Here is a 24,994-nt window from a genome sequence, read left to right as displayed (position 1 = left end):
CCGTGCGGCACAACTACCGCCTCGGCGTCCCCGAGGACATCCCCGCCTGGCACGAGATCCTCAACACCGACAACCTCCGCTACGGCGGCAGCGACGTCACCAACCCCGACCCGGTCAAGCCGGAACCCCAGGGCCGGCACGGCCGTCCGGCCAGTATCCAGCTGACGCTGCCGCCGCTCGCGACGGTGTGGCTGCGCCCGGCCTGAGACGCCAGGGCGCGTTCCCGGTGGCGGACCACCGGGAACGCGCCCTGGTGCGGAAGGCGGCGGGTTCCGGACGCTACGCGAGCTCGGAACCCCGCAAGGACTCCGGCAGTTCCCCGGTGTGCACGATCCCCAGGGTCTGGGTGGCCCGGGTCAGTGCGACGTACAGGTCGCTCGTCCCGTACGACGCGGGCTCGACCACCAGGACGGAGTCGAATTCCAGCCCCTTCGCCTGCCGGGGGTCCAGGAGCACCACCGTGCGGGTCAGGTCCGGCTCCCGGTCAGCCGTCACCCCGTCGAGCCGGCCGGCGAGCGCGGCGTGCAGGGACCGCGGTGCGATGACCGCCAGCCGGCCCTCGGCCGGGGTCAGTTCGGCGACGGCCTTGGCGACCGTGCCGGGCAGGTCGTCCCCGGCGTCCCGGGCCCAGGGGCGTACTCCGGTGGAGCGGACGGAGCTCGGCGGCTCGAACCCGGGCCGCTCGGCCCGCACCACACCGGCGGCGACGTCCATGATCTCGGACGGGGTGCGGTAGTTGACGCCCAGCCGCGTGTGCTCCCAGCGGTCCTCGACGTACGGGGACAGGATCTCCTCCCAGGAGCCGACCCCCGCGGCCTCCGCGGTCTGCGCCGGATCGCCCACGAGCGTCATCGACCGCGTGGGGCTGCGCCGCATCAGCAGCCGCCAGGCCATCGCCGACAGTTCCTGCGCCTCGTCCACGATGATGTGGCCGAAGGTCCAGGTCCGGTCGGCGGCGGCGCGTTCGGCGGCGCTGCGGTGGTCGTCCTCCTCGTGCCGCTGCGCCATCCGCTCGGCGTCGATGATGTCGTGCGCGGACAGGATCTCGGAGTCCTCCTCGTCCTTGTCCTCGAACTCGTACGTCCGGGAGGCGTAGGAGACGTCCAGGACGCCCTGCGCGTAGGCGACCTGGGTACGGCGTTCCTGGTCGGCCGCCGACCGGGCGACCCGGTCGTCCTCGCCGAGCAGTTCGGCGGCCTCGTCGAGCAGGGGGACATCGGCGACGGTCCAGTCGTCGGCGCCGGTCAGCGGGCGGTGGATCACCGCCGCGTCCTCGTCCGGGACATGGCCGTACGGGTCGGCCAGGAAGTCGGCGACCAGCCGCCGCGGGGTCAGCCTCGGCCACAACTGGTCGATGGCGGACCAGACTTCGGGGTTCTCGGCGAGTTCGTCGCGGATCTGGGTGATGTCGCTCGCGTCGAGCAGGTTGGAACCGTCGAAGGGGTCCGTGCCGATGCGTTCGGCCAGCATCTCGGTGAGCGTGTTGAGGATGTGGCCCTCGAAGTGCTCGCGGGCCACGTTGTGCGGCAGATCGACCGCGCGGGTGCGTTCCCTGGCGACCCGGACGAGGCCCGCGTCGAGCATCAGGACGTCCCGGTCGTGCTCGATCGCGATCACCGGGTCGGGGAGGGCCTGGCGGTCCCGGACGACTTCGGCCAGCACGTCGGCCATCCGGGCGCGGCCCTTCACGGCGGCCGCCTCGGGCGTGTCGACGGCCTTCGCGTGGACGCCGGGGAAGAGCTCACCGACGGTCGAGAGCAGCACGCCGGTCTCGCCGAGCGAGGGCAGCACCTCGCCGATGTAGCCGAGGAAGGCCGGGTTGGGGCCGACGATCAGGACGGCCCGCTTGGCGAGCAGTTCCCGGTGCTCGTAGAGCAGGTAGGCGGCGCGGTGCAGGGCGACGGCGGTCTTGCCGGTGCCGGGGCCGCCCTCGACGACCATCACTCCCCGGTGCGGCGCGCGGATGATCCGGTCCTGCTCGGCCTGGATGGTCTGCACGATGTCGCTCATCCGCCCGGTGCGGGCCGAGTCGAGCGCGGCGAGCAGCACGGCGTCGCCGGTCGGGTCCTCGTGGCCGGTGCGTTCGCGGTCGCCGAGGTCGAGGATCTCGTCGTGCAGACCGGTGACGTGCCTGCCCTCGGTGGTGATGTGCCGGCGGCGGCGCAGACCCATCGGGGTGTGGCCGGTGGCGAGGTAGAAGGGGCGGGCGACCGGGGCCCGCCAGTCGATGAGGATCGGGGTGCGCTCGACGTCTTCGGCGCGGACGCCGATGCGGCCGATGTGGTGGACGACACCGGCCGGCGTCCCCTCCACGGGTGACAGGTCGATGCGGCCGAAGCAGAGCGAACCGTCCACGGCGTTCAGCGCGGCCAGCAGTCCCGAGCGTTCGGCGACCAGGATGTCCCGTTCGAGCCGGGCCTGCCGGGGGGTGTTTCCCTGGGCGAGCGCGTCCCCGACGGAGACCTCGGTGGCGTCGCGCAGGGCGTCGACACGCGCGTACAACCCGTCGATGAATTCCTGCTCGCTTCGCAGTTCATCGTCGGGGAATTCTTTGTTCGATCCCTTGTTTGACAATTCCGCTCCCACCCAGATATACTGCGGCTATTGAACTTCTTCACGCCTTGATTCCTCGAAGTCGTGAATCATCGAATATACGCAGCGAAATCCCCCGGGCGCAATTGCCCAGGGGATTTCTTGTCTGTACGGCGGTCCGCCGGGTGGGATCAGATCACGTCGGACAGCTCCTGCAGCAGCCGTCGTTTGGCCCGGGCTCCCACCATCGACTTCACGGGCTCACCGTCACGGAAGACCATGAACGTCGGCATCGAGAGCACCCCGTACGCCAGCGTCGTCTCCGGATTGGTGTCCACGTCCAGCTGGACCACCTTGAACCGGTCGCTCTCCTCGAAGGCCAGCTCGCTGAGCACCGGCCCCATCTGCCGGCACGGCGGGCACCAGTCGGCCGTGAACTCCACCAGCACCGGCAGATCGGCCCCGATCACCTCCGCCCCGAAGTCCGCGTCCGTCACCTCGGTCACGCCTGCCGCCTTGATCACCGCGTCCGCCCTCCCAGTTCGCATACGGGTTCCGGGCCGCCCGGAACCTCCGCGTCGGCCGCCAGCTCGTCACGCGCCCGTTCCGCACGCGCCAGCTGATCGGCGACCTGCGCGCGCACCGCTCCCAGCTCGTCGATCAGCGCGTCCAGCTCCCCGAGCTTGCGCCGGTAGACGTCGAGGGACGCCGGGCACGAGTCGCCCTCGGGGTGACCGGCCCGCAGACACTCCACGAAGGGCCGCGTCTCCTCCAGGTCGAACCCGAAGTCCTGCAACGTCCTGATCTGCCGGAGCAGCCGCAGGTCGTCCTCGTCGTAGGTCCGGTAGCCGTTCTGCCCCCGCCGGGCGGGCAGCAGCCCTCTCGACTCGTAGTAGCGCAGAGTCCGCGTGGTCGTCCCGGCCCGCGTGGCCAGCTCGCCGATTCGCATGCCCCGACGGTAATCCTTGACCCCGACGTCAAGGCAAGCGACCGCGCGGCCGCCCTCCTCAGCGGGTGGTGCGGGGAAGCAGCGGCTTCCGCTCCACCGGTGACGACAGCACGATCGAGGTCGTCGTCCGCCCCAGCGCGGAGGTCTGCTCCAGGACGTCCTCCAGATGGACCGTGTCCTCGACGGCGACCTTGAGGATCCAGCAGTCCTGCCCGACGACGTGGTGCGCCTCGGTGATCTCGGGCCGGGCCAGCAGTTCCAGGGTCCGTGGATGCCTGAGCGTGTACCCGCCGTGCGGATCGACGCGGATGAAGGCCTGGATGCCGTAGCCGAGGCGGGGCGGGGACACCCGGGCGCCGTAGCCGGTGACCGCGCCCGTCGCCTCCAGCCGGCGCACCCGTTCGGCGACCGCCGCCGGACTCAGCCGGACCCGTCGGCCCAGCTCACTGAGCTTGATACGGCCGTCGACCTGCAGCAGTTCCAGGATCTGCCGGTCCAGCGCGTCGAAGGCGACCGACGTTTCGCCGGAGACGGCGCGCGACTGCCGTTGTTCTTTCGGCGCGACGGCCCGATCTCCCATGTCTCCCCCTTCAGAACTCCACACCCCGACGGGAGAATCATGACCACAGGCCCGAGCGGCCGGCAAGGAACGGCGGCCGGTCCCCGCACCGGTACAGGAGAGGGCGACGTGCGAGAGATCTGTGTCATCGGCGGAAACCGGTATTTCGGAAAGCGACTCATAGCCCGTTTGACCGCCGCGGGGGACCGGGTCACCGTCGTCAATCGCGGCTCGTCGCCGCCGCCCGCCGGGACGATCCATCTGATCGCCGACCGCGACGACGAGAACTCCCTGGAAAGGGCGCTGGGTTCCCGGACCTTCGACGTCGTCGTCGACCAGGTCTGCTACACACCGCGGCAGGCCCTGATCGCGCGCCGGGTCTTCGCGGGCCGCACCCGCCGGTACGTGATGACCTCCACCGTCGAGGTGTACGAGTACGAGGACACGGCGGTCCCCGTCGCCGAGGGGGCCGTGGATCCTCGTGCGGTCGCCGTCGACCCGAGTCTGCCCTGGGACGACGCGGAGTTCCTCGACGCGCACTACGGCGAGGGCAAGCGACAGGCCGAGGCGGTGTTCGCGGCCGGCTCCGGCTTCCCGTACGTGGCCGTGCGCGTGGCCCATGTGCTGGGCGGTGACGACGACTTCACCGGCCGTCTGGAGCACTACGCCGACCGCGTCCGCACCGGAGAGGCGATCGCCGTGCCCGCCGTGAACCACCCGGCGACGTACATCCACGTCGAGGAGATCGCCGACTTCCTGTTCTGGACGGTGGGCGAGGACTTCACCGGTCCGGTCAACGCGGCCTCCCACGGGCCGCTGACCACGGAGGAGTTGTGCGCGGCGCTCACCGCCCGCCTCCCGGACGGCAAGGTGCTGCTGCGGCCCGTCGAGCCGGGCGACGAGGTCTCCCCCTTCTCGTTCGACCGTTCCTACGGCATGGACAACTCCCGGGCCGTCCGGCTCGGTTTCCCCTTCGGCGAGGCGCGGGCCTGGCTGCCGCGCGCCGTGGCCGAGACCCTCGGGAAGGGCGGCTGACATGCGGTACCGGACGCTCGGCGGGCTGCGCGTCGGCGCCGTGGGGCTCGGCGCGATGCCGCTGTCGATCGAGGGCCGCCCGGACGAGGAGCGGGCTCTGGACACGGCGGAACCGGCCCGCCTGACCGCGGCGGCGGACCACCGGAGCCCGCCCGTCGCCGGACCGTGAGCCGGGCGTGGCCCCGAGGGGTCACACCGGGGTCATACGAGGACCCCGGCCGACTCCTCCACCTCCAGGAGCGACGCGCTCCGACGCTCCGCCTCGAACGCCTTGCGCCCGCCGCGCAGCCCGAACAGCCGCTTGGTGAGGGCGATGTAGAGGACGGCGAGGATGTTCAGGACGAGCGTCGCGATCTTCAACCAGCTGATGTGCTCGGTGAGTTCGTAGACCTCCAGCGGGAGGAACCCGGCGGTGGCGACGACCGTGAGGTACTCCGCCCAGCGCTTGGCGTACCAGAGTCCGACCGCCTCGACGATCTCGATCAGCGCGTAGACCAGCAGCAAGACCGCGACCAGCGTCAGTGTGGAGTGCTTGTAGCCGAAGGTCTTCTGGATGGTGCCGACCACCGGCGAGTGGTCGAGGTCGTAGTGGAAGTGCCGGAAGACCGGCCGCAGGACGTCGAGGTACTCGTCGAAGAGGCGTCGCACCGCGTCCTGGCTGTTGCTGAACTTCCACACGGCGGCCGCGACGAGGACGATGAACACCCCGCGCACGGCCCGCTCGACGGCCAGGAAGCGCAGGACGAACAGATCGCGGAGCACGCTGCCGCGCGGCACGAGCGGCGCCTCGGCGGCCGGACCCGAACCGTGCGGGGCGCCGAGCGCGAAATCTCCGCAGCGCAGGCAGCGCCAGATCTCGCCGAGCGCGGTCTCGGCGTGCAGCCGTACCCGCAGGCGCGGGTCGTCCGGCGCGTAGGTGATGTGCCCCTTGCGCGCGCAGGTACGCCGGTCCCAGTCGATCTTCATGCTCGGTGTCCTCCGCAGAACGTGTCGTGCCGTGCCGGTCAGCCCGGCACGGCACGGTAGTGCAACTGTTCTACGAGACGGTGGCCCGTGGGGCACGGTTCCGGGGGAGGCCGCGACACCGCCCGCTCACGGGATCAACGGGACGCCCGCCCACCGGCCCCGGCCTCCTCCACCGGCCCCCCGACACCGACCACCACGTCACCCTGGGCGTCGGTTCCGGTGTCGACACCGGTGCGGCTGTCCGCGTCCGTGCCGGTGCCGGTGCCGGTGCCGGTGCCGACGGCGTCCGGGTCGGTGTCAGGGAGTTCAGCGTGCGCGTCCGTGTCGGGGTCAGCGACTTCGGCGCCCGTGCCAGTGTCCGTGTCAGCGACTTCGGCGCCCGTGCCGGCGTCGGCGTCACCCCTGCCCTCGGCACCGCTCTCGGCGGCGGCACCGTTCTCGGCGGCAACCTCGCCCCCCGTACGCCCCTTCCCCGGCAGCAGCACGGCCACCAGCACCGTGCCCACGCCCAGGATCACCGCTCCGACGAGGCTGGTGCGGGCGACCGCGTCCGAGAAGGACGAGCCGACCGCGTCGGCCATCTGCCGTGCTCCGTCGGCGAGTTGGCCGGCCTGCGTCTTCAACTGGGCCGCCTGCTCGGCGTCCGGCGTCCGGGCCGCCTGCTCGCCGAGCGCGCGCGCCTTGTCGCCGATGCCCTGGGCGACGGCGTATCCGGCGCCCACCGAGTCCTGGGCCGTGGCCAGGGCACCCGCGGGAAGCCCGCCGCCCGCGGTCGCGTCCGCGAGGTGCGAGGAGTACGAACCCGCCAGCACCGAACCGAGGATGGCGATGCCGAGCGAGCCGCCGAGTTCCAGCGAGGTGTCGTTGACCGCGCCGCCGACGCCGAGCTCGGCCTCGGGGAACGCGCCCATGATGGCGTCCGTGCAGGGCGAGAGCGCGAGCCCGATGGCGAGGCCGAGGATGACGAGGGGCAGCACGAAGTCGCCGTACACGGAGGAGGCGTCCACCCGGGTGAGCAGCGCCAGCGCCGCCGTGCCGCCGACCATGCCGGCGGTGACCGTGATCCTCATGCCGACGCGCGGGGTGAGGTACCCGGTGAGCGCCGAGCCCACGAAGACGGCACCGGCGAGCGGCAGCATCCGCACCCCGGTGTCCAGCGCGTCGTGGCCGAGGACGAACTGGAGGTGCTGGGTGAGGTAGTAGAAGGCGCCGAAGACGGCCAGGAAGAAGAGGGCCACGGCGAGGTTAGAGCCCGCGAAGCGACGGTGGGCGAAGCGTCGTACGTCGACGACCGGGCGCGGGTGGCGCAGCTCCCACAGGACGAAGGACAGCAGTCCGGCCCCGGCGACCACGGCGGCGGACACGGCCTTCACCCCCCACCCGAAGTGCGGGCCTTCGATGATCATGTAGACCAGCGAGCCGATCCAGACGACGGAGAGCAGCCCGCCCACGTGGTCGATGCGGTTGTGGTGCGCGGCCTTCGACGGCGGTACGAGGACGAGGGCGCCGACGATGGCGAGGGCGGCGATCGGCACGTTGATCAGGAACGTGGACGACCAGCCGTGGTGCTCCAGGAGGGCGCCGGCGACCAGCGGCCCGGCGGCGATGGCGAGTCCGGCCGTGGCGGTCCACAGCACGATCGCCTTGGCCCGCTCGGCGCGCGGGAAGGTCGCGGCGAGCAGCGAGAGCGTGGCGGGCATGATCAGCGCGGCGCCGACGCCCATGACGGCACGGGCCGTGATGACCCCGGTGGAGGTGTCGACGAGCGAACCGGCGATCGCGCCGCCGCCGAAGACGACGAGCCCGAGGACGAGCGCCCCGCGGCGGCTGTACTTGTCCCCGATGGCGCCGAGCAGCAGCATCAGCGCGGCGTACGGGACGGTGTAGCCGTCGATGACCCATTGCAGGTCGGCGCTGGACAGGCGGAGGTCCTCGGTCATGTCGGGAGCCGCGACCGTGAGGGCGGTGTTCGCCATGACGATGATCAGCAGGCTCAGGCAGAGGACCAGCAGCGCCCACCAGCGCCGGGCGTAGGGCCGGTCCATCCTCTCGACCGGTTCCTTCATGACGAGACGCATGACCGCGGCCGTCCTTCCTTCGTCGACGGGTACGGAGATCCGTCCGCACCGGACTTGCACAGTGGAGCGCAATTACACAACCATGTGCAATGTACGAGGTTGCACAGCACTGTGCAAATGACGGAGATGGAGACCGTCGACCGCGGGACGGGTGGTGTCGCGGGCGGCGGGCAGAATGGCAGCCATGACCACGGGCAACCCGAGCCGCGCCGATGTGAACCGCCGCCGCATCCTCGATGTCGCGCTCGCCGAACTGCTGCGCGACCCCGACGCGTCCATGGACCAGATCGCGCGGGCCGCGGGCGTCGTACGGCGCACGGTGTACGGCCACTTCCCCAGCCGCGAGGCGCTGATCGGCACCCTGACCGACGAGGCCGTGGCGGCGGTCGCGGCGGCTCACGCCGAGGGCCGCGCGGGGGTCGCGGACCCCGCCGAGTCCCTGGCCCGCTCGACCCTGGCCGTCTGGGAGATCGCCGACCGCTACCGCCTGCTGGTGGCCCTCGCCCAGCGCAGCGTCACCATGCAGGGCATCCGCGAGCGGCTCACACCGGTCCGCGAGGCCTGCGCGGAGATTCTCCGACGCGGCCTGGAACAGGGCGTGTTCGCGTCCCCGCTGCCTCCGTACGCGCTGGCGTACGTGCACGAGCAGACCCTGTTCGCCCTCATGGAGGCGGTGAACGACGGGCTCCTGGCAGCGGAGGAGGCGGGCGGCTCCGCCGCGGTCACGATGCTGACCGCGGCGGGCGTACCCGCCTCGAGCGCCACCGAACTGGTGGCGGGACTGAGCGACTGAGCCCTCGGAGGGTGTCAGGTCCCTCCGGGGCCCGGCCGTCTCAGCGGCGCACCGGACGGCCGGTCCCGTGGGGGAGGCCCGACCGCCCGGCGTCTTGGAGGGCGGCACCCGCCCGCGGGCGGCGCGCACCCCGGGACCGGGTTCCCGCGCTCGAACCCGGATCCGTACCGTCCCGGACTTCCGGCGTGCACCCGCCCGGAGTCCGTCTTCCTTTCCCGACCTCCGCGCGGGGCCCCGGCCTACTGCTTCGTGACCGGCGCCTTCTCGCCGCCCTGCTCCGGCACGTCCGGGTGGGCCCCCGCGGTGCCGGAGTCGGTGCCGGAGTCGGTGCCGGAGTCGGTGCCGGAGTCGGAGTCGGTGCCGGTGGTCCCGGCTTCGTCCAGCAGGGTCTCCTCGTCGAAGGGCAGGTGTCCCGCGAGGACCAGGGCCACCCGCTCCGTGTCGATCTCCTTCGTCCAGGTGCCGATCAGGACCGTGGCCACGGCGTTTCCGGCGAAGTTCGTCAACGCGCGCGCCTCGCTCATGAAGCGGTCGATGCCGACGATGAGGCCGACCCCGTCCACCAGGGCGGGCTTGTGCGACTGGAGGCCGCCGGCCAGGGTGGCGAGTCCCGCCCCGCTGACGCCCGCCGCGCCCTTGGACGCGACCAGGAGGAAGAGCAGGAGCGGGATCTGCTCCCCGATCGACATCGGCGTGCCCATCGCGTCGGCGATGTAGAGCGAGGCCATGGTCATGTAGATCATCGTGCCGTCGAGGTTGAAGGAGTAGCCGGTCGGGACGGTGATGCCGACCACCGGCTTGCCGACGCCCAGGTGCTCCATCTTCGCGATGAGCCGCGGCAGGGCGGACTCGGAGGAGGAGGTGGACAGGATCAGCAGGAACTCCCGGCCAAGGTACCTGAGGAGCCTGAGGATGTTCAGGCCGGTCACCACCCGCAGCAGCGTGCCGAGCACGACGAAGACGAAGAGGAAGCAGGTGACGTAGAAACCGAGCATCAGCACGGCCAGGCTCTTGAGCGCGTCGAGGCCCGCGGATCCCGTGACGGCGGCGATGGCCCCGAAGGCACCGAGCGGGGCCGCCCACATGACCATGGCGAGGACCCGGAAGACGAGCCGCTGGATGTGCTCCACACCGCGCAGGACCGGCTGACCGGCCGGCCCCATGGCCTGGAGCGCGAACCCGGTGAGGAGCGCGACGAGCAGGGTCTGCAGGACCTGGCCCTCGGTGAACGCCGAGACCATGGTGGTCGGGATGATCGAGAGCACGAAGTCGACCGGCGGCAGCGCCTCCGCCGACACCTGCCCCTGTCCGGCCTCCTTGACCGCGTCGGTCATCGCCAGGCTGCTGCCCGGTTCCAGGATGTTGCCGACGACCAGGCCGATCGCGAGCGCGACCAGCGACATGACCAGGAAGTAGCCGAGCGCGATACCGCCCACGGCGCCGACCTTGGCGGCCTTGCGGACCGAGCCGATGCCCAGCACGATCGTGCAGAAGATGATCGGGGAGATCATCATCTTGATCAGGTTCACGAAGCCCGTACCGATGGGCTTGAGCTCGACCGCGAAGTCGGGGGCGATCAGGCCCACGGCGATACCGAGGATCACCGCGCCGATCACGGCGATGTACAGATAGTGCGTGCGGTCCCGCCGGGCGGCGGGTGCGGCAGGTGCCGTCCGCGATGTGCTGGCCACGGCTGCCCTCCTTGACGACGTCGGCATCATCCGGCGTGCGGCTCACGTCCGGCGGACCCGGCGTACGGCTCACGCCCGGGGAAGCCGGGAGGCGTGTGCGCTCCCGGGGGTCGAGGGGACTATCTCCCGGCGTGTGAGGGCGGTCACCCTTCCGTTCATTTCGTTCACGCCCGCCCGGCGGAGTCCGCGGCCCGGCGAGGCACACTGAACGCCATGCGCCTCCCCCGTGTCCCGCGACCCCGCAGCCTGGCCGGCCAGCTCTTCGGCATGCAGGCCGTGCTGATCGCGGTCCTCGTCGCCGGGTACGCGCTGTTCACCTACGTCAGTGACCGCGGCCAGGCCCAGGAGGCGGCGGGCCGCCAGGCGATGGCGGTCGCGCGTTCGGTCGCGGACTCCCCGTCCGTCCACGAGGCCATCGGCACCGCGAACCCCACCGAAAGACTCCAGCCGTACGCCCTCCAGGTGCAGCGGGACACCGAGGTGGACTTCGTGACGATCATGAATACGAAGGGCATCCGCTGGACGCACCCCGAGGAGAAGCGGATAGGCGAGCACTTCCTCGGGCACTTCCGCCCCGCGGTGGCGGACGGCCGATCCTTCACGGAGACGTACACGGGCAGCCTCGGTGCCTCCGTCCGTGCCGTCACCCCGATCCGGTCCGGCGGCACGACCCTCGGCGCGGTCAGCGCCGGCATCAAGGTCGAGGCGATCACCGAACGGGTCCAGGACCAGGTCACGGCCCTGCTCGGGGTCGCGGCGGGCGCGCTGCTGCTCGGCGGCATCGGCACGTACGTCATCAACGCCCGGCTGCGCCGCTCCACCCACGGCATGAACGCGGCCGAGCTGAGCCGGATGCACGACTACCACCAGGCCGCCCTGCACGCCGTACGCGAGGGGCTGCTGATGCTGGACGGGCGGTTCCGGGTGGCGCTGATGAACGACGGCGGGCGGGAACTGCTCGGCGTCACGGACGACGTGGTCGGCCGCTCGGTGGCCGAACTCGGCCTGCCCGCGCCGCTGACGGGCGCGCTCCTGTCGGCGGAGCCCCGCGTGGACGAGGTCCATCTGACGGACACCGGGGTCCTGGTCGTGAACACCTCCCCGGTGTCCGGCGGGGAGCGCCGCGGCACGGTCGTCACCCTGCGCGATGTGACCGAACTCCAGGCGCTGACGGGCGAACTGGACTCGGAGCGCGGCTTCACCCAGGCGCTGCGCTCGCAGGCCCACGAGGCGGCGAACCGGCTGCACACGATGGTCTCCCTCATCGAACTGGGCCGCCCCGAGGAGGCCGTCGACTTCGCCACCGCGGAACTGGAACTGGCGCAGACCCTGACCGACGAGGTGATCTCCGCGGTCAGTGAACCGGTCCTCGCCGCACTGCTGCTGGGCAAGGCGGCGCAGGCGAAGGAGCGCGGCGTGGAGCTGGTGGTCGCCCGGGACAGCGGCATCGACGACGGGATGCTCCCCGCCTCGCTCTCCGCGCGCGACCTGGTCACCGTCCTCGGGAATCTGATCGACAACGCGGTGGACGCGGCGCAGGGCACGGCGGGCGCGCGCGTCACGGTGACGGCGTCCACGGACGACTCCGTCCTGTCGCTGCGCGTCGCCGACACCGGCTCCGGGGTGGACCCGGCCCACGCCGAACAGGTCTTCCAGCGCGGCTGGTCCACCAAACCGGCGGGTCCCGGGGGGCGCGGTCTCGGTCTGGCCCTCGCCCGCCAGGCCGTGAGCCGTCACGCGGGCACGCTCACGGTGCGCGAGGCCGCGGGCGGCGGCGCGGAGTTCGAGGCACGGCTCCCGCTGCCCGGGCCGTCGGAGCCGTCCGAGCCCCGAGGGCCGTCGGGGCGTCCCGGGATCTCGCGCTCCGCCCGGACCGGAGGTGCCGTATGACCGATCCGATCCGCGTGCTCGTCGTCGAGGACGACCCCGTCGCCGCCGACGCGCACGTCATGTACGTCGGGCGGGTACCCGGTTTCACGGTCGTCGGCACGGCCCGCACGGGCGCCGAGGCGCGCCGCGCGCTGGACCGTACGCCGGTGGACCTGCTGCTGCTCGACCTGCATCTGCCGGACGTGCACGGGCTCCGGCTCGCCCGCTCGCTGCGGGCCGCCGGCCATCACGCCGACGTCGTCGCGGTGACGTCCGCGCGGGACCTGGCCGTCGTCCGCGAGGGGGTCTCGCTCGGGGTCGTCCAGTACGTGCTGAAGCCGTTCACCTTCGCCACCCTGCGCGACCGGCTGGTCCGGTACGCCGAGTTCCGCGCGACGGCCGGCGAGGCGAGCGGCCAGGACGAGGTGGACCGCGCGCTGGCCGCCCTGCGGGTTCCGGGCCCGGCCGCGCTGCCCAAGGGCCTGAGCGCGCCGACCCTGGAACGCGTCACCGTCACCCTCCGGGACCGTGCGGAGGGGCTGACCGCGGCAGGGGCCGCCGAGGCCGTCGGGATCTCCCGGATCACCGCCCGGCGCTATCTGGAGCACCTCGTGGAAGCGGGCCTGGCGGTGCGCGCCCCGCAGTACGGGACGGTCGGACGGCCGGAGTTGCGGTACCGCTGGGTGCGGGGCTGACCGGCGCGGGTGCGTCCACGGACACGCGCCGGGCACGGTACGGGCGCGCCACGGGGCGCTCGACGGCGTTCCGGGCCGTGTGCCCGGGCTCCGCGCCCCCGTGGTGCGCGGAGGCGCGCGGCGGGCGGGCAGGGGGTCGCCGCCGGTCGCCCCGAAGGCGTGAACAGCCCTCCGGCCAGGGCGGACGGAGCCCCCGGGCCCCCTCCGTACGTTCCTACGATCTGTGATTGTGGCCGGACGGACCGTAGTCACCGCCGCTCCGGGACCCGTACTTTGTGCGCGTGCACCGACCGCAAGCCCAACAGCCCACCCCGCCCTTCAACGCCCCCGCCGCCCGGAGACTGCGGGCAGCGCTCGGAATGGGGCCCGAACACGTCGCGTACGGGCTGAGAGCCTCGTACGGGCTGCCGTACGTCACACCCGATCTCGTCGCCGCCTGGGAGCGTGGCACCACCGCACCCAGCAGTCCCGAACTCACGGCACTCGCAGGCGTGTTGTGGTGCTCGGCGGGTGAACTCATAGACGCGCCGCGCACCTTGCGCGAACACCGCCTCGCCCGTGATCTCGCCCAGGAGGACGTGGCGCGCGCCGCCGGGCTCGAACTCTCCGCCTACCAGCAGATGGAGGAGTCCGGCACCTGGCGCGGCAACGAGCGGCAGTCGACCGCGCTCGCCGCCGTGCTCGAACTCTCCTTGCCGGACTTCATCACCCTGACGGGCCGCGACGGGCGCCTCGCCGAGCTGCTGCGCGGCGCCGTGACGACGCGCTGGCAGGCCCAGGTGCGCGCGGTCGGGAAGGTGGTGCCGCTGGACCGGCAGCTCCTGGAGAACGTGCTGGAGGAGATGCACGCCGACTACCAGGGTCAGCTCGTCACCACGCCGGACCGGGGCGGTGATCCGGCCGACGGCGGCTCCGGCGCGTCCGGCCGGGAGTACCTCGACCGGGTCGTCGGCCACTTCTGGTCGACGGTCCACAGCAGTCCGTACTGACGTCACCGACGTCGTACGCGCGCCCGCCCCGGCGGTGCCGGGGCGGGCGCGTACGTACCGGGCCCGGGGACCCGGAGGCGCGAATGCCTCGGTCCCCGGCCTCGACGGGTCTAGAAGACCGACTCCGCCTCGTCCATGCGGTCCTTCGGAACCGTCTTCAGCTCGGTGGTCGCGTCCGCGAGCGGCACCATCTCGATGTCCGTGCCGCGCAGCGCGGTCATCCGGCCGAAGTCGCCGCGGTGCGCGGCCTCGACGGCGTGCCAGCCGAAGCGGGTGGCGAGGACGCGGTCGTACGCGGTCGGCGTGCCGCCGCGCTGGACGTGGCCGAGGATGACCGGCTTGGCCTCCTTGCCGAGGCGGCGCTCCAGCTCGAACGCGAGGGCCGTGCCGATGCCCTGGAAGCGCTCGTGGCCGAACTGGTCGATGGCGCCGTGGCCGTAGTCCATGGTGCCCTCGACGGGGTGGGCGCCCTCGGCGACGCAGATGACGGCGAACCGCTTGCCGCGCGCGAACCGCTCCTCGACCATCGCGACGAGGTGGGACGGGTCGAAGGGACGCTCGGGCAGGCAGATGCCGTGGGCGCCGGCCGCCATGCCGGACTCCAGGGCGATCCAGCCCGCGTGCCGGCCCATGACCTCGACGACCATCACGCGCTGGTGGGACTCGGCGGTCGTCTTCAGCCGGTCCATGGCCTCGGTGGCGACACCGACCGCGGTGTCGAAGCCGAAGGTGCGGTCCGTCGCGGAGATGTCGTTGTCGATGGTCTTCGGCACGCCGACCACCGGCAGACCCGCGTCCGACAGCATCCGGGCCGCCGTGAGCGTGCCCTCGCCGCCGATCGGGATGAGGGCGTCGATCCCGAACTCGCGGGCCATGTCCTGGGCGTTCTCGCAGGCCTCGCGGAGCCGGTCGCGCTGGAGCCGGGAGGAGCCGAGGATGGTGCCGCCGCGGGCGAGGATGCCGCTGACCGCGTTGAGGTCGAGGGTGCGGTAGTGGCCGTCGAGGAGCCCGGCGTAGCCGTCCTCGAAGCCGATGACCTCGTCCCCGAAGTTGGTGACCGCTCGGTGCACGACCGACCGGATCACTGCGTTCAGGCCAGGACAGTCGCCGCCTGCGGTGAGAACTCCGATGCGCATCGTGCTGTGTCTCCTGCTCCCTGCTGGTTCGTGTGAGCCGGTTCGATTCTTTCACGGCCCGGGACGGCCCGCCGATTCCCTCTCCCGGGCGCCCGCCGGACGGGCGTCCGACCGGGGGGAACGCCGCTCCCGCCCGACCAGGACGTTTGTCCTGGCGGGCGTCCTAGCCAGCGCCGGAGGTATTGTCAAGAGGGTTCTGCTCACGTCGGTGGGCCGTGTCCCGAGCCCAGAAACCGCCTGGCGACGAGACGGATGGAGAGCACGCGTGACGCGCAGCGTGTACGTGACCGGGATCGACCGAGGGGACGGCCGCCAGGTCGTCGAACTGGGGGTCATGGAGTTCCTGACCCGCCAGGTCGACCGGGTGGGGGTGTTCCGTCCGCTGGTGCACGACGGTCCGGACCGGCTCTTCGAGCTGCTGCGCTCGCGCTACCGGCTGACGCAGGACCCGGCGACGGTGTACGGCATGGACTACCACGAGGCGTCCGCGCTCCAGGCCGAGCAGGGTACGGACGAGCTGGTGTCCACGCTCGTCGACCGGTTCCACCTGGTCGCCCGCGACTACGACGTCGTCCTCGTCCTCGGCACCGACTTCGCCGGCACCCAGGTCCCCGACGAGCTGGCGCTCAACGCCCGTCTGGCGAACGAGTTCGCCGCGTCCGTGATCCCGGTCGTCGGCGGCCGGGGCCAGAACGCGGAGTCGGTGCGGTCCGAGACGCGCAACGCCTACCGCGCGTACGACGGACTGGGGTGCGACGTCCTCGCCATGGTGGTGAACCGGGTGAGTCCGGAGGACCGGACGATCCTGGAACAGCTCGGCTCCCGGCTCCCGGTGCCCTGTTACGTGCTTCCGGACGAGCCCGCGCTCTCCGCCCCCACCGTCGCGCAGATCACCCACGCGCTCGGCGGCACGGTGCTCCTCGGCGACGACGCGGGGCTCGCCCGTGACGCTCTCGGCTTCGTCTTCGGCGGTGCGATGCTGCCGAACCTCCTGCGGGCGCTGACCCCGGGATGCCTCGTGGTCACCCCCGGGGACCGGGCCGATCTGGTGATCGGCACGCTCGCCGCGCACAGCGCCGGCACCCCGCCGATAGCCGGCATCCTGCTCACCCTGGACGAGCGGCCCAGCCCCGAGATCCTGACGCTCGCGGCCCGCCTCGCGCCCGGCACCCCGGTCGTCTCGGTGGCCGGGAACTCCTTCCCCACCGCGACCGAGCTCTTCGCCCTGGAGGGCAAGCTGAACGCGGCCACGCCCCGCAAGGCGGAGACCGCGCTCGGCCTCTTCGAGCGGTACGTGGACACCACCGAGCTGCTGAAGCGGGTCTCCGCCCCCAGCAGCGACCGGCTCACCCCGATGATGTTCGAGCACAAGCTGCTGGAGCAGGCGCGCTCCGACCGGCGCCGCGTCGTGCTCCCCGAGGGCACCGAGGAGCGCGTCCTGCACGCCGCCGAGGTGCTGCTGCGCCGGGGGGTGTGCGACCTGACCCTGCTCGGCCCGGTCGACCAGATCCGCAAGAAGGCCGCCGACCTCGGCATCGACCTCGGCGCCACCCAGCTCATCGACCCGGGGACCTCCCCGCTGCGGGACACCTTCGCCGAGAAGTACGCCGAACTGCGCGCCCACCGGGGCGTCACGGTGGAGCTGGCGTACGACGTGGTCGCGGACGTGAACTACTTCGGGACGCTCATGGTGGAGGAGGGCCTCGCCGACGGCATGGTGTCGGGTTCCGTGCACTCGACGGCCGCGACCATCCGGCCCGCTTTCGAGATCATCAAGACCCGGCCGGACGCGAACATCGTGTCGTCCGTGTTCTTCATGTGCCTGGCCGACAAGGTCCTGGTCTACGGCGACTGCGCGGTGAACCCGGACCCGGACGCCGAGCAGCTCTGCGACATCGCCATCCAGTCGGCCGCCACCGCCGAGCAGTTCGGCGTGGAACCGCGGATCGCGATGCTGTCGTACTCGACGGGCACCTCGGGTTCGGGCGCCGACGTCGACAAGGTGCGCGAGGCGACCGAGCTGGTGCGCGAGCGCCGCGGCGATCTGAGGATCGAGGGGCCCATCCAGTACGACGCCGCCGTCGAGCCGTCGGTCGCCGCGACCAAGCTGCCCGACTCGAAGGTCGCCGGACAGGCGTCGGTGCTGATCTTCCCCGACCTCAACACCGGCAACAACACCTACAAGGCCGTGCAGCGTTCGGCCGGCGCGATCGCCGTCGGCCCGGTGCTCCAGGGCCTGCGCAAGCCCGTCAACGACCTGTCCCGCGGCGCGCTCGTCCAGGACATCGTCAACACGGTCGCCATCACCGCGATCCAGTCCCAGGCCCCCGACCAGAAGGCTTCCCAGCAGTGAGCGCCGACCCGTCCTCCTCCTCCGCCGCCGTGACCGACGCGTCCTCCTCCCCGTCGGCCACGCGTGTCCTCGTCCTCAACTCCGGCTCCTCGTCGGTGAAGTACCAGCTGCTCGACATGCGGGACAGCTCGCGGCTGGCCGTCGGGCTGGTGGAGCGCATCGGCGAGGGAACCTCGCTGATCCGGCACACCGCGCTGACGACGGGTGAGACCCGTGAGCGGACCGACACGTTCGCCGACCACGAGGCCGCGCTGAAGGCGATGGGGGAGGAACTGGCGGTGGACGGCCTCGGCCTGGGCTCCCCCGAACTGGCCGCCATCGGTCACCGGGTGGTGCACGGCGGGCAGACCTTCACCGAGCCGACCGTCATCGACGACACGGTCCTCGCCGAGATCGAGCGGCTGATCCCCGTCGCGCCCCTGCACAACCCGGCGAACCTCACCGGCATCCGCACCGCGAAGGCACTGCGTCCGGACCTCCCCCAGGTCGCGATCTTCGACACCGCGTTCCACACGACGATGCCGGAGGCGGCCGCGCGCTACGCGATCGACGTGGCGACCGCCGACGAGCACCGCATCCGCCGGTACGGCTTCCACGGCACCTCGCACGCCTACGTCTCCCGCGCGACCGCCGAACTCCTCGGCAGGGCGCCCGAGGAGGTCAACCTCATCGTGCTGCACCTGGGCAACGGCGCCTCGGCGTCGGCGGTCAGGGGCGGACGGTGCGTGGACACCTCGATGGGGCTCACGCCCCTGGAGGGGCTGGTGATGGGAACGCGCTCCGGTGACGTGGATCCGGCCGTCATCTTCCATCTGGAGCGCGTCGGCGACATGTCCACGGACGAGATCGACACTCTTCTCAACAAGAAGAGCGGTCTGATCGGTCTGTGCGGCGACAACGACATGCGGGAGATCCGCCGCCGTGTCGACGAGGGCGACGAGCGGGCCCGGCTCGCCTTCGACATCTACATCCACCGTCTGAAGAAGTACATCGGCGCCTACTACGCGGTCCTCGGCCGGGTGGACGCCGTCGTCTTCACCGCCGGGGTGGGCGAGAACGCCGCCCCGGTACGCGAGGCCGCGATCGCGGGCCTGGAGGAACTGGGTCTCGTGGTCGACGGCGACCTGAACGCCGTGCGCGGCGGCGAGCCGCGGATCATCTCGCCTCCGTACGCGCGGGTCGCGGTCGCCGTGGTTCCGACGGACGAGGAACTGGAGATCGCCACACAGACGTATGAGCTGGTCGGAAAGGGCCATGTCTGAGCGGGCCGCGGAGCCACGCCTGAGCGGCCGCCCGCCCATTTGTATCTTCCGCCAGACGGAATATTCCGTAGCGAAACAAACCGATAGGATCGCCCCATGCGCCGTTCGAAAATCGTCTGTACTCTCGGCCCCGCGGTCGACTCCCACGAAAAGCTGGTCTCGCTGATCCAGGCGGGCATGAATGTGGCCCGCTTCAACTTCAGCCACGGATCACACGCCGAGCACCAGGGCCGGTACGACCGTGTCCGGGCCGCCTCGGCCGAGACCGGCATCGCCATCGGTGTGCTCGCCGACCTGCAGGGCCCGAAGATCCGCCTGGAGACCTTCGCCGAAGGCCCCGTCGAGCTGGAGCGCGGTGACGAGTTCGTCATCACGACCGAGGACGTGCCGGGTGACAAGCAGATCTGCGGCACGACCTACAAGGGTCTGCCCGGTGACGTCTCCCACGGCGACCAGATCCTCATCAACGACGGCAACGTCGAGCTCCGCGTCGTCGAGGTCGACGGCCCCCGGGTCAAGACGGTCGTCATCGAGGGCGGGGTGATCTCCGACCACAAGGGCATCAACCTGCCCGGCGCGGCCGTGAACGTGCCCGCGCTGTCGGAGAAGGACATCGAGGACCTGCGCTTCGCCCTGCGGATGGGCTGCGACATGGTCGCCCTCTCCTTCGTGCGTGACGCCGACGACGTGAACGACGTCCACAAGGTGATGGACGAGGAGGGCCGCCGCGTCCCCGTCATCGCCAAGGTGGAGAAGCCGCAGGCGGTCGACAACATGGAGGCCGTCGTCGCGGCGTTCGACGCCGTCATGGTGGCCCGTGGCGACCTGGCCGTCGAGTACCCGCTGGAGCGGGTCCCGATGGTGCAGAAGCGCCTCGTGGAGCTGTGCCGCCGCAACGCCAAGCCCGTGATCGTCGCGACCCAGATGATGGAGTCGATGATCACCAACTCCCGTCCGACGCGCGCCGAGGCCTCCGACGTGGCCAACGCGATCCTGGACGGCGCGGACGCGGTCATGCTGTCCGCCGAGTCCAGCGTGGGCGCGTACCCGATCGAGACCGTGAAGACGATGTCGAAGATCGTCGTGGCGGCCGAGGAGGAGCTCCTCTCCAAGGGCCTCCAGCCGCTGGTGCCGGGCAAGAAGCCCCGCACGCAGGGTGGTTCGGTCGCCCGCGCCGCCTGCGAGATCGCCGACTTCCTCGGCGGCAAGGGCCTGGTGGCCTTCACCGAGTCCGGTGACACCGCTCGTCGGCTCTCGCGCTACCGGGCCGCCCAGCCGATCCTGGCCTTCACCACGGACGAGGGCACCCGCAACCAGCTGACGCTCAGCTGGGGCGTCGAGTCGCACGTCGTGCCGTTCGTGAACAGCACCGACGAGATGGTCGCGCTGGTCGACCGCGAGCTGCAGAAGCTCCGGCGGTTCAACGACGGCGACGTCGTCGTGATGACCGCCGGTTCTCCCCCCGGCGTCCCCGGCACCACCAACATGGTCCGGGTGCACCACCTGGGCGAGGCCGACCGCGCCTGACCCCCGGTCCCCGAACACCGCTGAGGGCGCCCCCTGTTGGACAGGGGGCGCCCTCAGCGTTCTGTGCGGCTCCCGGAAGGGCTCTGGACGACTCAGCCGGTCGTGTACTGGTGCAGTCCGGGGACGGTCAGGGTTCCACCGAACTGACCCGCCTGGACGACCTTCACCTTGGTGAAGTAGATCAGCGGGATGTTCAGCGGCGGAGGGTTGTCCGGGTCGAACGTGACGGGGATGAGCCCGAGCAGGTTCCCGGAGATGCTCTCCGTGTACATGATCGTCTTGCCGTTGCGGATGGTGGACGTCGAGCCGCCGGCGGCCTGCACGTGATACGTCTTGCCGGCCTGCTTGTCCTCCACCGTCTGGTGCAGGTCCCCGATGTCCGTGCCGTCGGAGATGACGTACTTCAGCACCTTCTTGACGGTGCCGTTGGCCGTCTTCACCTTGACGATGCCCTGGTAGTCGGCGCCCTTGAGGAGCAGGGAGCTGGCGTTGAGGTACCAGGGGTCGTCGGGCAGGGTGACCGGGTTGTCGACGCCGCCCACGTCGTCGGTCGCGACCGGGCAGTCGTCGGGGTCCGTGGTCGCGCTCGCGGACGGGCTGGGCGTGGCGGAGGCCGCGTCCTCGGCGGCCTTCTCGGCCGCCTCCGTCGCGTCCGCGGCCGCCTCGGACGCCGTGTCGGTGGTGTCCTCCGCGGCCTCCTCCGCCTTGTCCACGACCTTGTCGGCCGTGTCCTCGACCGTGTCCCCGCTCTTGCCGTCGGTCGCGGTCTCGCTCGCGCTCGCCGAGGCGGACGGCGCGGGTGTGGCGCTCGCCGTCTCGTCGGGCGTGAGGATGTCCTTGATGGCGTCGCCGACGCCCAGCGGGTCGAGCGGGTTCGTGCTCTTCTCCGAAGCCGACGGGGTCGGCGTGGACGCGCTGGCGTCCGCCGCCTTGTCCGACGTGCTCGCGGCGGAGGACGACGCGGAGGGGGCCGGCTCGGCCTTGTCGTCGGAACCTGAATCCGAGGAAGAGGTCTTGCCCGGGGCCGCCGACTCGGACGCCGGTGCCGAAGGGGTCGGCGTGGCCTCGTCGGACGACTCGCTCGCGCTGGGCGTGGCGGAGGGCGACGCCGTCTCCGACGCGTCCTTGTCGTCCTCGTCGGTCACGGCCTCGACGCACGCCTGGTACTCGTCGGCCGTGAGACTCCTGGACGTGGAGTGGTCGTCGGCCTGGGCGAGCGTCGGGGTGAGGCCCATGCCCATGAGGACCGCGGTAGGCATCGCCGCTATGGCTATCGCCTTGCCGGCGGGCATCTGGAACCTGGTGAGCAGCGGCTTCCTGGGGGCCGCGTGCCGCGGCCCGGTTCTCACAAAGGACTCGTCCACATCAGTCCCCTGTGTCACCTTGTCAGCCGGCACTGTGCCTCCCGTTCGCCCCATTGATCGGGCTCGTTCCTGACAGATCGTTCGGGTCGTCCACACCGGTCGCCGACTTGTCGAAGTCGACGGGCTCGGCGGATTCGGCCACCGCGCCCACGGGTTCGGCCTGCCGGCCGAAGGACTCCTGCTCGCCGTAGTTCTCGTCGGGCTCACCGGGAACCCAGGAGACCGCCATGGCTCCGCCGATCAGGGCGAACACGAAACCGATGAGGAAGCCGCCCAGGTTGGCCACCGGGAGGGACACCAGGCCAAGGAGGATCGCGGCGACACCCGCGAACGTCCGTACGTGCTTCTGGAACCAGAGGCTGATCCCGAGCACGACGAGGAGAACGCCGATGATCAGGGACCCGGCACCGGCGGTGGTGGACATCGCCAGCGTCAGATGGCCGAGCTTGAGATGCGCGTACGGGAAGTACGCGATGGGAAAGCCGCCGAACACGATGAACAGACCGGCCCAGAACGGGCGGTCGCCCCTCCAGGTACGGAAGATCCGCCGGAACGCCTGAAGGTAGTGCTCGTCGTTCTGGCCGGGCGCGGCAGGGGTCTCGGCGCTCATGGAAACAGCTCCCTGGAACGGCATTGCTATGAGAAGTACGCGTTGAGTGCTCCGCGTACAACGGGCGGAGCGGGCGAAGCGGGCGGAGCGGGCGAAGCGGCCTGAGCCTCCTCGCCCACTCCTGGGGTGCTTAGTAGCACTCGTGGGTGCCGGCCTTGACCGACATCTTCAGACCGCTGAGCTTGAACGTGCCGGCGGTGGTCGCCCACGCCGTCTGCTTCACGTCGGTCAGCGTGGCCTTGGTGGCCTGCTGGGCGAACCCGAACGGGTTGGCCTGCTCCTTGCCGCCCTTCATGCCCGGACCCTTGTTGGCGTCCTTGGCCGCAACACCGATGTCGATACCCTCGAACACCGCGTCAGCCGCGAGGTCCTGGACATCGATGTAGAGGTTGTCGGCGTGCACCGGCGTACCGCTGCCGCCGGCCTTCAGCACGAGGCTGACGGAACCGAGCACCGGGATGTCCGGGGTGACGACGGACTGGCACATGTTGGTGATGTCAGCGCTGTTGAACGCCGACACGGCAACGGGGTGCAGCGCCGTCTTGCCGTCGAGGCCGGTGCCCATGTCGAGGGCCCCGTACTGCGAGAAGCCTTCACCCTTGAGCGTGTCCGCGGTCACCTTGAACGACTGACCCGAAACACTGAACGACGCGGCGAGGGCACCCTGCGCGAGGGCGACGCCTATCGCTGCCGTGGCTGCCACGCTGGGCACCATGACGACGGCGAACCGCTTCCATCTGGTACCGCCACGCACCTGGGACATCATAATTTCCTCCTTCTCGGACGTACATCTCCTGGCCCTGACTGCCACATTGCGGCGGCTCAGCCGGGCAGGGATGGGAGAAGTGCTACGTCCTCGGGAAGGAGAGCGCCCGTACCCGAAGGTGCAACTGCACCCGAATCACCGGCGATCACCCCCGAGCGACAACCACTGGTCGCGCCTGACACACATCACGCACAACCTGCTGGACAGGCTCCGCCGGACGGCGAAGACCCCCCTGCCCAAGAACCGACCGCACTGCCGTCGGCCCTACTCGGTGGGGACCCAGAAAGTCCGCCGGCCCGATTGGGTGTCGGGTGCGGGAATGGACCGAGCGTGGCCGATCGTGGTGCATTCTCGCCGCGCGCACAAGGGGGTTCGTTACTGGCTAGTAACGGCGGGATAACCGAACAACGACCCGTCGGTATCGGGCAGCGACACAGGGTGGCGCCGGAGGGGGTGACACAACAGGGGATTGCCGGACGGAACCAGACAGTTCGACGTCCTCGACTTACTACAAGTAACAGCGGCCGCGTTTACCAAGTTTTGGTAAAGCGCGGCCACTTACCCCCCTGCAGACCAATCTTTCACCTGGGCATCACAGGCCCTGGCGTTTAGGGACTGGTCAGAACAAGGCGCGGGCCAGTGCCCGGCGCGCCGCGATCACGCGCGGGTCGTCGGCCCCGACCACCTCGAAGAGCTCGAGGAGCCGCAGCCGTACGGCGTCCCGGTCGTCGCCGGCCGTACGCCGCACCGCGTCGATGAGCCGCCCGAAGGCGTCCTCGACATGACCGCCGACGAGATCCAGGTCGGCCCCCGCGATCTGCGCCTGCGCGTCGCCGGGCTTCTCGGCGGCGTCCTTGCGCACCAGCTGCGGGTCCAGACCCTGCACCCGGTGCAGCAACTCGGCCTGGGCCAGCCCCAGTTTGGCCTCGCTGTTGCCCGGGTCGTCGGTCAGCACGTTCTTGTACGCCTGGACGGCACCGGCGAAGTCGCCGGCGTCCAGCGCCTGTACGGCGGCCTCCAGCAGCGCGTCGTACGGGCCGGCCGGCATCTCCTGATCGGGGGCCGCGCCCGGCCCGGCCTCCGCGTCGACCACGAGGCCGGTCAGGCCGAAGCGCTGCTCGGCGACCTGGACGAGCTGGTCGAGGGTCTCGCGGATCTGCGCCTCGGCGGCGGCTCCCTGGAAGAGCGGCAGGGCCTGGCCGGCCACCACCGCGAACACGGCCGGAATCCCCTGGATCCCGAACTGCTGCATCAGCATCTGGTTGGCGTCGACGTCGATCTTGGCCAGCACGAACCGGCCGGCGTACTCGACGGCGAGCCGCTCCAGGAGCGGGCTCAGCTGCTTGCAGGGTTCGCACCACTCGGCCCAGAAGTCGATGACGACCGGCACCTCGGTGGAGCGTTGCAGGACATCCTGCTCGAATCCCGCCTCGTCGACGTCGATGACGAGGCTCGCGGGAGTCACGGCCCCGCCTCCGCCGCCTTGGCTGGCGGCGGAGGCGCGTGCCTGCTCCGCCTTCGACTTGGCCTCCTGGGCCGCCTTCACCGCGGCGAGGTCGACGACTCCGCTCATGGACATGTTCCGTGGCTGCATGAGTACATCCTCCCCCTTCCTCGCGCGCCTGTGAAAAGCGTGGTGAAAGCCAGGCCCTGTCGGGCCGGTTCGGCGTCGGGTCCCCACCTGACGCCTGTGCGGTTGTCGCCGCGGTCGAGCTTTCGCTACGAGTCGTAGCGTAACTGTGCGGGGACGTCCCCACGCACCGTCTCCCGGTGATCTCCCTCACGACTTCACAGAACCTGCCGGATATCGCCGGTGAAGC

The 24,994-nt window shown here is 71.1% G+C and carries 21 protein-coding genes and 1 pseudogene; 10 read left to right on the top strand and 12 right to left on the bottom strand.

Translation table 11 applies throughout. The features are described 5' to 3' along the window. A partial coding sequence (locus ACFYW7_RS23940; RefSeq protein WP_389505548.1) for an alpha amylase C-terminal domain-containing protein occupies positions 1-206 on the top strand: 206 nt, incomplete at its 5' end. 73 nt (positions 207-279) lie between these two features. On the opposite strand, the gene ACFYW7_RS23935 is transcribed toward ACFYW7_RS23940, so the two are convergent. From ACFYW7_RS23935 to ACFYW7_RS23920, 4 genes are all read right to left on the bottom strand, one after another. Continuing rightward, a complete protein-coding gene (locus ACFYW7_RS23935) occupies positions 280-2,574 on the bottom strand; it encodes a HelD family protein (protein ID WP_389505546.1) in 2,295 nt (764 codons plus the stop codon). A gap of 149 nt (positions 2,575-2,723) precedes the next feature. Next, positions 2,724-3,080 carry a thioredoxin family protein gene (locus tag ACFYW7_RS23930; protein WP_389505544.1) on the bottom strand — a complete coding sequence of 119 codons (357 nt, stop codon included), beginning with the start codon at positions 3,078-3,080 and terminating at the stop codon, positions 2,724-2,726. Next, on the bottom strand, positions 3,053-3,481 hold the full coding sequence (locus ACFYW7_RS23925; protein WP_389505542.1) for a MerR family transcriptional regulator: 429 nt from the start codon (positions 3,479-3,481) through the stop codon (positions 3,053-3,055). The genes ACFYW7_RS23930 and ACFYW7_RS23925 overlap by 28 nt, the downstream gene beginning before the upstream one ends. 58 nt (positions 3,482-3,539) lie before the next feature. Beyond that, the gene (locus ACFYW7_RS23920; RefSeq protein WP_389505540.1) at positions 3,540-4,061 is read right to left on the bottom strand and encodes an Lrp/AsnC family transcriptional regulator; all 522 of its coding nucleotides are present in this window, start codon (positions 4,059-4,061) and stop codon (positions 3,540-3,542) included. A 108-nt stretch (positions 4,062-4,169) separates the two neighbouring features. On the opposite strand from ACFYW7_RS23920, the gene ACFYW7_RS23915 reads away from it, so the two are divergent. Further along, positions 4,170-5,075, top strand: coding sequence for an NAD-dependent epimerase/dehydratase family protein (locus tag ACFYW7_RS23915; RefSeq protein ID WP_389505538.1), 906 nt, complete (start codon positions 4,170-4,172; stop codon positions 5,073-5,075). 1 nt (position 5,076) lies between these two features. Continuing rightward, a pseudogene (locus ACFYW7_RS23910) lies at positions 5,077-5,193 on the top strand (aldo/keto reductase); the annotation flags it as partial. A gap of 83 nt (positions 5,194-5,276) precedes the next feature. Here the strand turns inward: ACFYW7_RS23910 and ACFYW7_RS23905 are convergent. Both ACFYW7_RS23905 and ACFYW7_RS23900 read right to left on the bottom strand, forming a co-directional pair. Further along, positions 5,277-6,041 carry a DUF2127 domain-containing protein gene (locus tag ACFYW7_RS23905; RefSeq protein ID WP_389505536.1) on the bottom strand — a complete coding sequence of 255 codons (765 nt, stop codon included), beginning with the start codon at positions 6,039-6,041 and terminating at the stop codon, positions 5,277-5,279. Positions 6,042-6,175: 134 nt separating this feature from the next. Continuing rightward, a complete protein-coding gene (locus tag ACFYW7_RS23900; protein ID WP_389505534.1) occupies positions 6,176-8,119 on the bottom strand; it encodes an MFS transporter in 1,944 nt (647 codons plus the stop codon). 175 nt (positions 8,120-8,294) lie between these two features. Here ACFYW7_RS23900 and ACFYW7_RS23895 point away from each other — a divergent pair, with 175 nt between their 5' ends. Continuing rightward, a complete protein-coding gene (locus ACFYW7_RS23895) occupies positions 8,295-8,912 on the top strand; it encodes a TetR/AcrR family transcriptional regulator (protein ID WP_389505532.1) in 618 nt (205 codons plus the stop codon). A gap of 239 nt (positions 8,913-9,151) precedes the next feature. Here ACFYW7_RS23895 and ACFYW7_RS23890 read toward each other — a convergent pair whose 3' ends face one another. After that, the gene (locus tag ACFYW7_RS23890) at positions 9,152-10,630 is read right to left on the bottom strand and encodes a cation:dicarboxylate symporter family transporter (RefSeq protein ID WP_389505603.1); all 1,479 of its coding nucleotides are present in this window, start codon (positions 10,628-10,630) and stop codon (positions 9,152-9,154) included. 186 nt (positions 10,631-10,816) lie between these two features. On the opposite strand from ACFYW7_RS23890, the gene ACFYW7_RS23885 reads away from it, so the two are divergent. The 3 genes from ACFYW7_RS23885 (at position 10,817) to ACFYW7_RS23875 (ending at position 14,156) form a co-directional block, all read left to right on the top strand. Then, positions 10,817-12,493 (top strand): ATP-binding protein, encoded by a 1,677-nt coding sequence (locus ACFYW7_RS23885; protein ID WP_389505530.1) that lies wholly within the window; start codon positions 10,817-10,819, stop codon positions 12,491-12,493. Further along, the gene (locus tag ACFYW7_RS23880; RefSeq protein ID WP_389505528.1) at positions 12,490-13,167 is read left to right on the top strand and encodes a response regulator; all 678 of its coding nucleotides are present in this window, start codon (positions 12,490-12,492) and stop codon (positions 13,165-13,167) included. The genes ACFYW7_RS23885 and ACFYW7_RS23880 overlap by 4 nt, the downstream gene beginning before the upstream one ends. 281 nt (positions 13,168-13,448) lie before the next feature. Continuing rightward, positions 13,449-14,156 (top strand): helix-turn-helix domain-containing protein, encoded by a 708-nt coding sequence (locus ACFYW7_RS23875; protein ID WP_389505526.1) that lies wholly within the window; start codon positions 13,449-13,451, stop codon positions 14,154-14,156. Positions 14,157-14,266: 110 nt separating this feature from the next. On the opposite strand, the gene ACFYW7_RS23870 is transcribed toward ACFYW7_RS23875, so the two are convergent. After that, on the bottom strand, positions 14,267-15,292 hold the full coding sequence (locus ACFYW7_RS23870) for an ATP-dependent 6-phosphofructokinase (protein WP_389505524.1): 1,026 nt from the start codon (positions 15,290-15,292) through the stop codon (positions 14,267-14,269). Between the two features lie 265 nt (positions 15,293-15,557). Here ACFYW7_RS23870 and pta point away from each other — a divergent pair, with 265 nt between their 5' ends. From pta to pyk, 3 genes are all read left to right on the top strand, one after another. Continuing rightward, on the top strand, positions 15,558-17,645 hold the full coding sequence (gene pta / locus ACFYW7_RS23865) for a phosphate acetyltransferase (RefSeq protein WP_389505522.1): 2,088 nt from the start codon (positions 15,558-15,560) through the stop codon (positions 17,643-17,645). Continuing rightward, positions 17,642-18,907 (top strand): acetate kinase, encoded by a 1,266-nt coding sequence (locus ACFYW7_RS23860; RefSeq protein WP_389505520.1) that lies wholly within the window; start codon positions 17,642-17,644, stop codon positions 18,905-18,907. Before pta ends, ACFYW7_RS23860 begins: the two co-directional genes overlap by 4 nt. A gap of 96 nt (positions 18,908-19,003) precedes the next feature. After that, on the top strand, positions 19,004-20,434 hold the full coding sequence (gene pyk / locus ACFYW7_RS23855) for a pyruvate kinase (RefSeq protein WP_389505518.1): 1,431 nt from the start codon (positions 19,004-19,006) through the stop codon (positions 20,432-20,434). A 92-nt stretch (positions 20,435-20,526) separates the two neighbouring features. Here pyk and ACFYW7_RS23850 read toward each other — a convergent pair whose 3' ends face one another. From ACFYW7_RS23850 to ACFYW7_RS23835, 4 genes are all read right to left on the bottom strand, one after another. Further along, positions 20,527-21,831, bottom strand: coding sequence for a hypothetical protein (locus ACFYW7_RS23850; protein WP_389505516.1), 1,305 nt, complete (start codon positions 21,829-21,831; stop codon positions 20,527-20,529). Then, a complete protein-coding gene (locus ACFYW7_RS23845) occupies positions 21,821-22,408 on the bottom strand; it encodes a DUF6114 domain-containing protein (RefSeq protein ID WP_389505514.1) in 588 nt (195 codons plus the stop codon). The genes ACFYW7_RS23850 and ACFYW7_RS23845 overlap by 11 nt, the downstream gene beginning before the upstream one ends. A 130-nt stretch (positions 22,409-22,538) precedes the next feature. Then, positions 22,539-23,174: a DUF6230 family protein gene (locus ACFYW7_RS23840; RefSeq protein WP_389505512.1), complete on the bottom strand. Its 636-nt coding sequence runs from the start codon at positions 23,172-23,174 to the stop codon at positions 22,539-22,541. Between the two features lie 619 nt (positions 23,175-23,793). Continuing rightward, positions 23,794-24,768 carry a tetratricopeptide repeat protein gene (locus tag ACFYW7_RS23835; protein WP_389505510.1) on the bottom strand — a complete coding sequence of 325 codons (975 nt, stop codon included), beginning with the start codon at positions 24,766-24,768 and terminating at the stop codon, positions 23,794-23,796. Positions 24,769-24,994 lie beyond the last annotated feature (226 nt).

The organism is Streptomyces sp. NPDC002580 (assembly GCF_042889485.1).
In the GTDB taxonomy this organism is placed as follows: domain Bacteria; phylum Actinomycetota; class Actinomycetes; order Streptomycetales; family Streptomycetaceae; genus Streptomyces.
Note: the sequence above shows the minus strand (reverse complement) of the source record. Positions and strands in the feature narration are given on the sequence as shown.

What these genes read in the sequence shown, in the direction of transcription:
- ACFYW7_RS23845 (WP_389505514.1), bottom strand. Translation starts at nt 22,408, where the DNA reads ATGAGCGCCGAGACCCCTGCCGCGCCCGGCCAGAACGACGAGCACTAC.
- ACFYW7_RS23890 (WP_389505603.1), bottom strand. Translation starts at nt 10,630, where the DNA reads ATGCCGACGTCGTCAAGGAGGGCAGCCGTGGCCAGCACATCGCGGACG.
- ACFYW7_RS23870 (WP_389505524.1), bottom strand. Translation starts at nt 15,292, where the DNA reads ATGCGCATCGGAGTTCTCACCGCAGGCGGCGACTGTCCTGGCCTGAAC.
- ACFYW7_RS23905 (WP_389505536.1), bottom strand. Translation starts at nt 6,041, where the DNA reads ATGAAGATCGACTGGGACCGGCGTACCTGCGCGCGCAAGGGGCACATC.
- ACFYW7_RS23900 (WP_389505534.1), bottom strand. Translation starts at nt 8,119, where the DNA reads ATGCGTCTCGTCATGAAGGAACCGGTCGAGAGGATGGACCGGCCCTAC.
- ACFYW7_RS23880 (WP_389505528.1), top strand. Translation starts at nt 12,490, where the DNA reads ATGACCGATCCGATCCGCGTGCTCGTCGTCGAGGACGACCCCGTCGCC.
- ACFYW7_RS23835 (WP_389505510.1), bottom strand. Translation starts at nt 24,768, where the DNA reads ATGCAGCCACGGAACATGTCCATGAGCGGAGTCGTCGACCTCGCCGCG.
- ACFYW7_RS23920 (WP_389505540.1), bottom strand. Translation starts at nt 4,061, where the DNA reads ATGGGAGATCGGGCCGTCGCGCCGAAAGAACAACGGCAGTCGCGCGCC.
- ACFYW7_RS23930 (WP_389505544.1), bottom strand. Translation starts at nt 3,080, where the DNA reads ATGCGAACTGGGAGGGCGGACGCGGTGATCAAGGCGGCAGGCGTGACC.
- ACFYW7_RS23925 (WP_389505542.1), bottom strand. Translation starts at nt 3,481, where the DNA reads ATGCGAATCGGCGAGCTGGCCACGCGGGCCGGGACGACCACGCGGACT.
- pyk (WP_389505518.1), top strand. Translation starts at nt 19,004, where the DNA reads ATGCGCCGTTCGAAAATCGTCTGTACTCTCGGCCCCGCGGTCGACTCC.
- ACFYW7_RS23885 (WP_389505530.1), top strand. Translation starts at nt 10,817, where the DNA reads ATGCGCCTCCCCCGTGTCCCGCGACCCCGCAGCCTGGCCGGCCAGCTC.
- ACFYW7_RS23840 (WP_389505512.1), bottom strand. Translation starts at nt 23,174, where the DNA reads ATGATGTCCCAGGTGCGTGGCGGTACCAGATGGAAGCGGTTCGCCGTC.
- ACFYW7_RS23895 (WP_389505532.1), top strand. Translation starts at nt 8,295, where the DNA reads ATGGCAGCCATGACCACGGGCAACCCGAGCCGCGCCGATGTGAACCGC.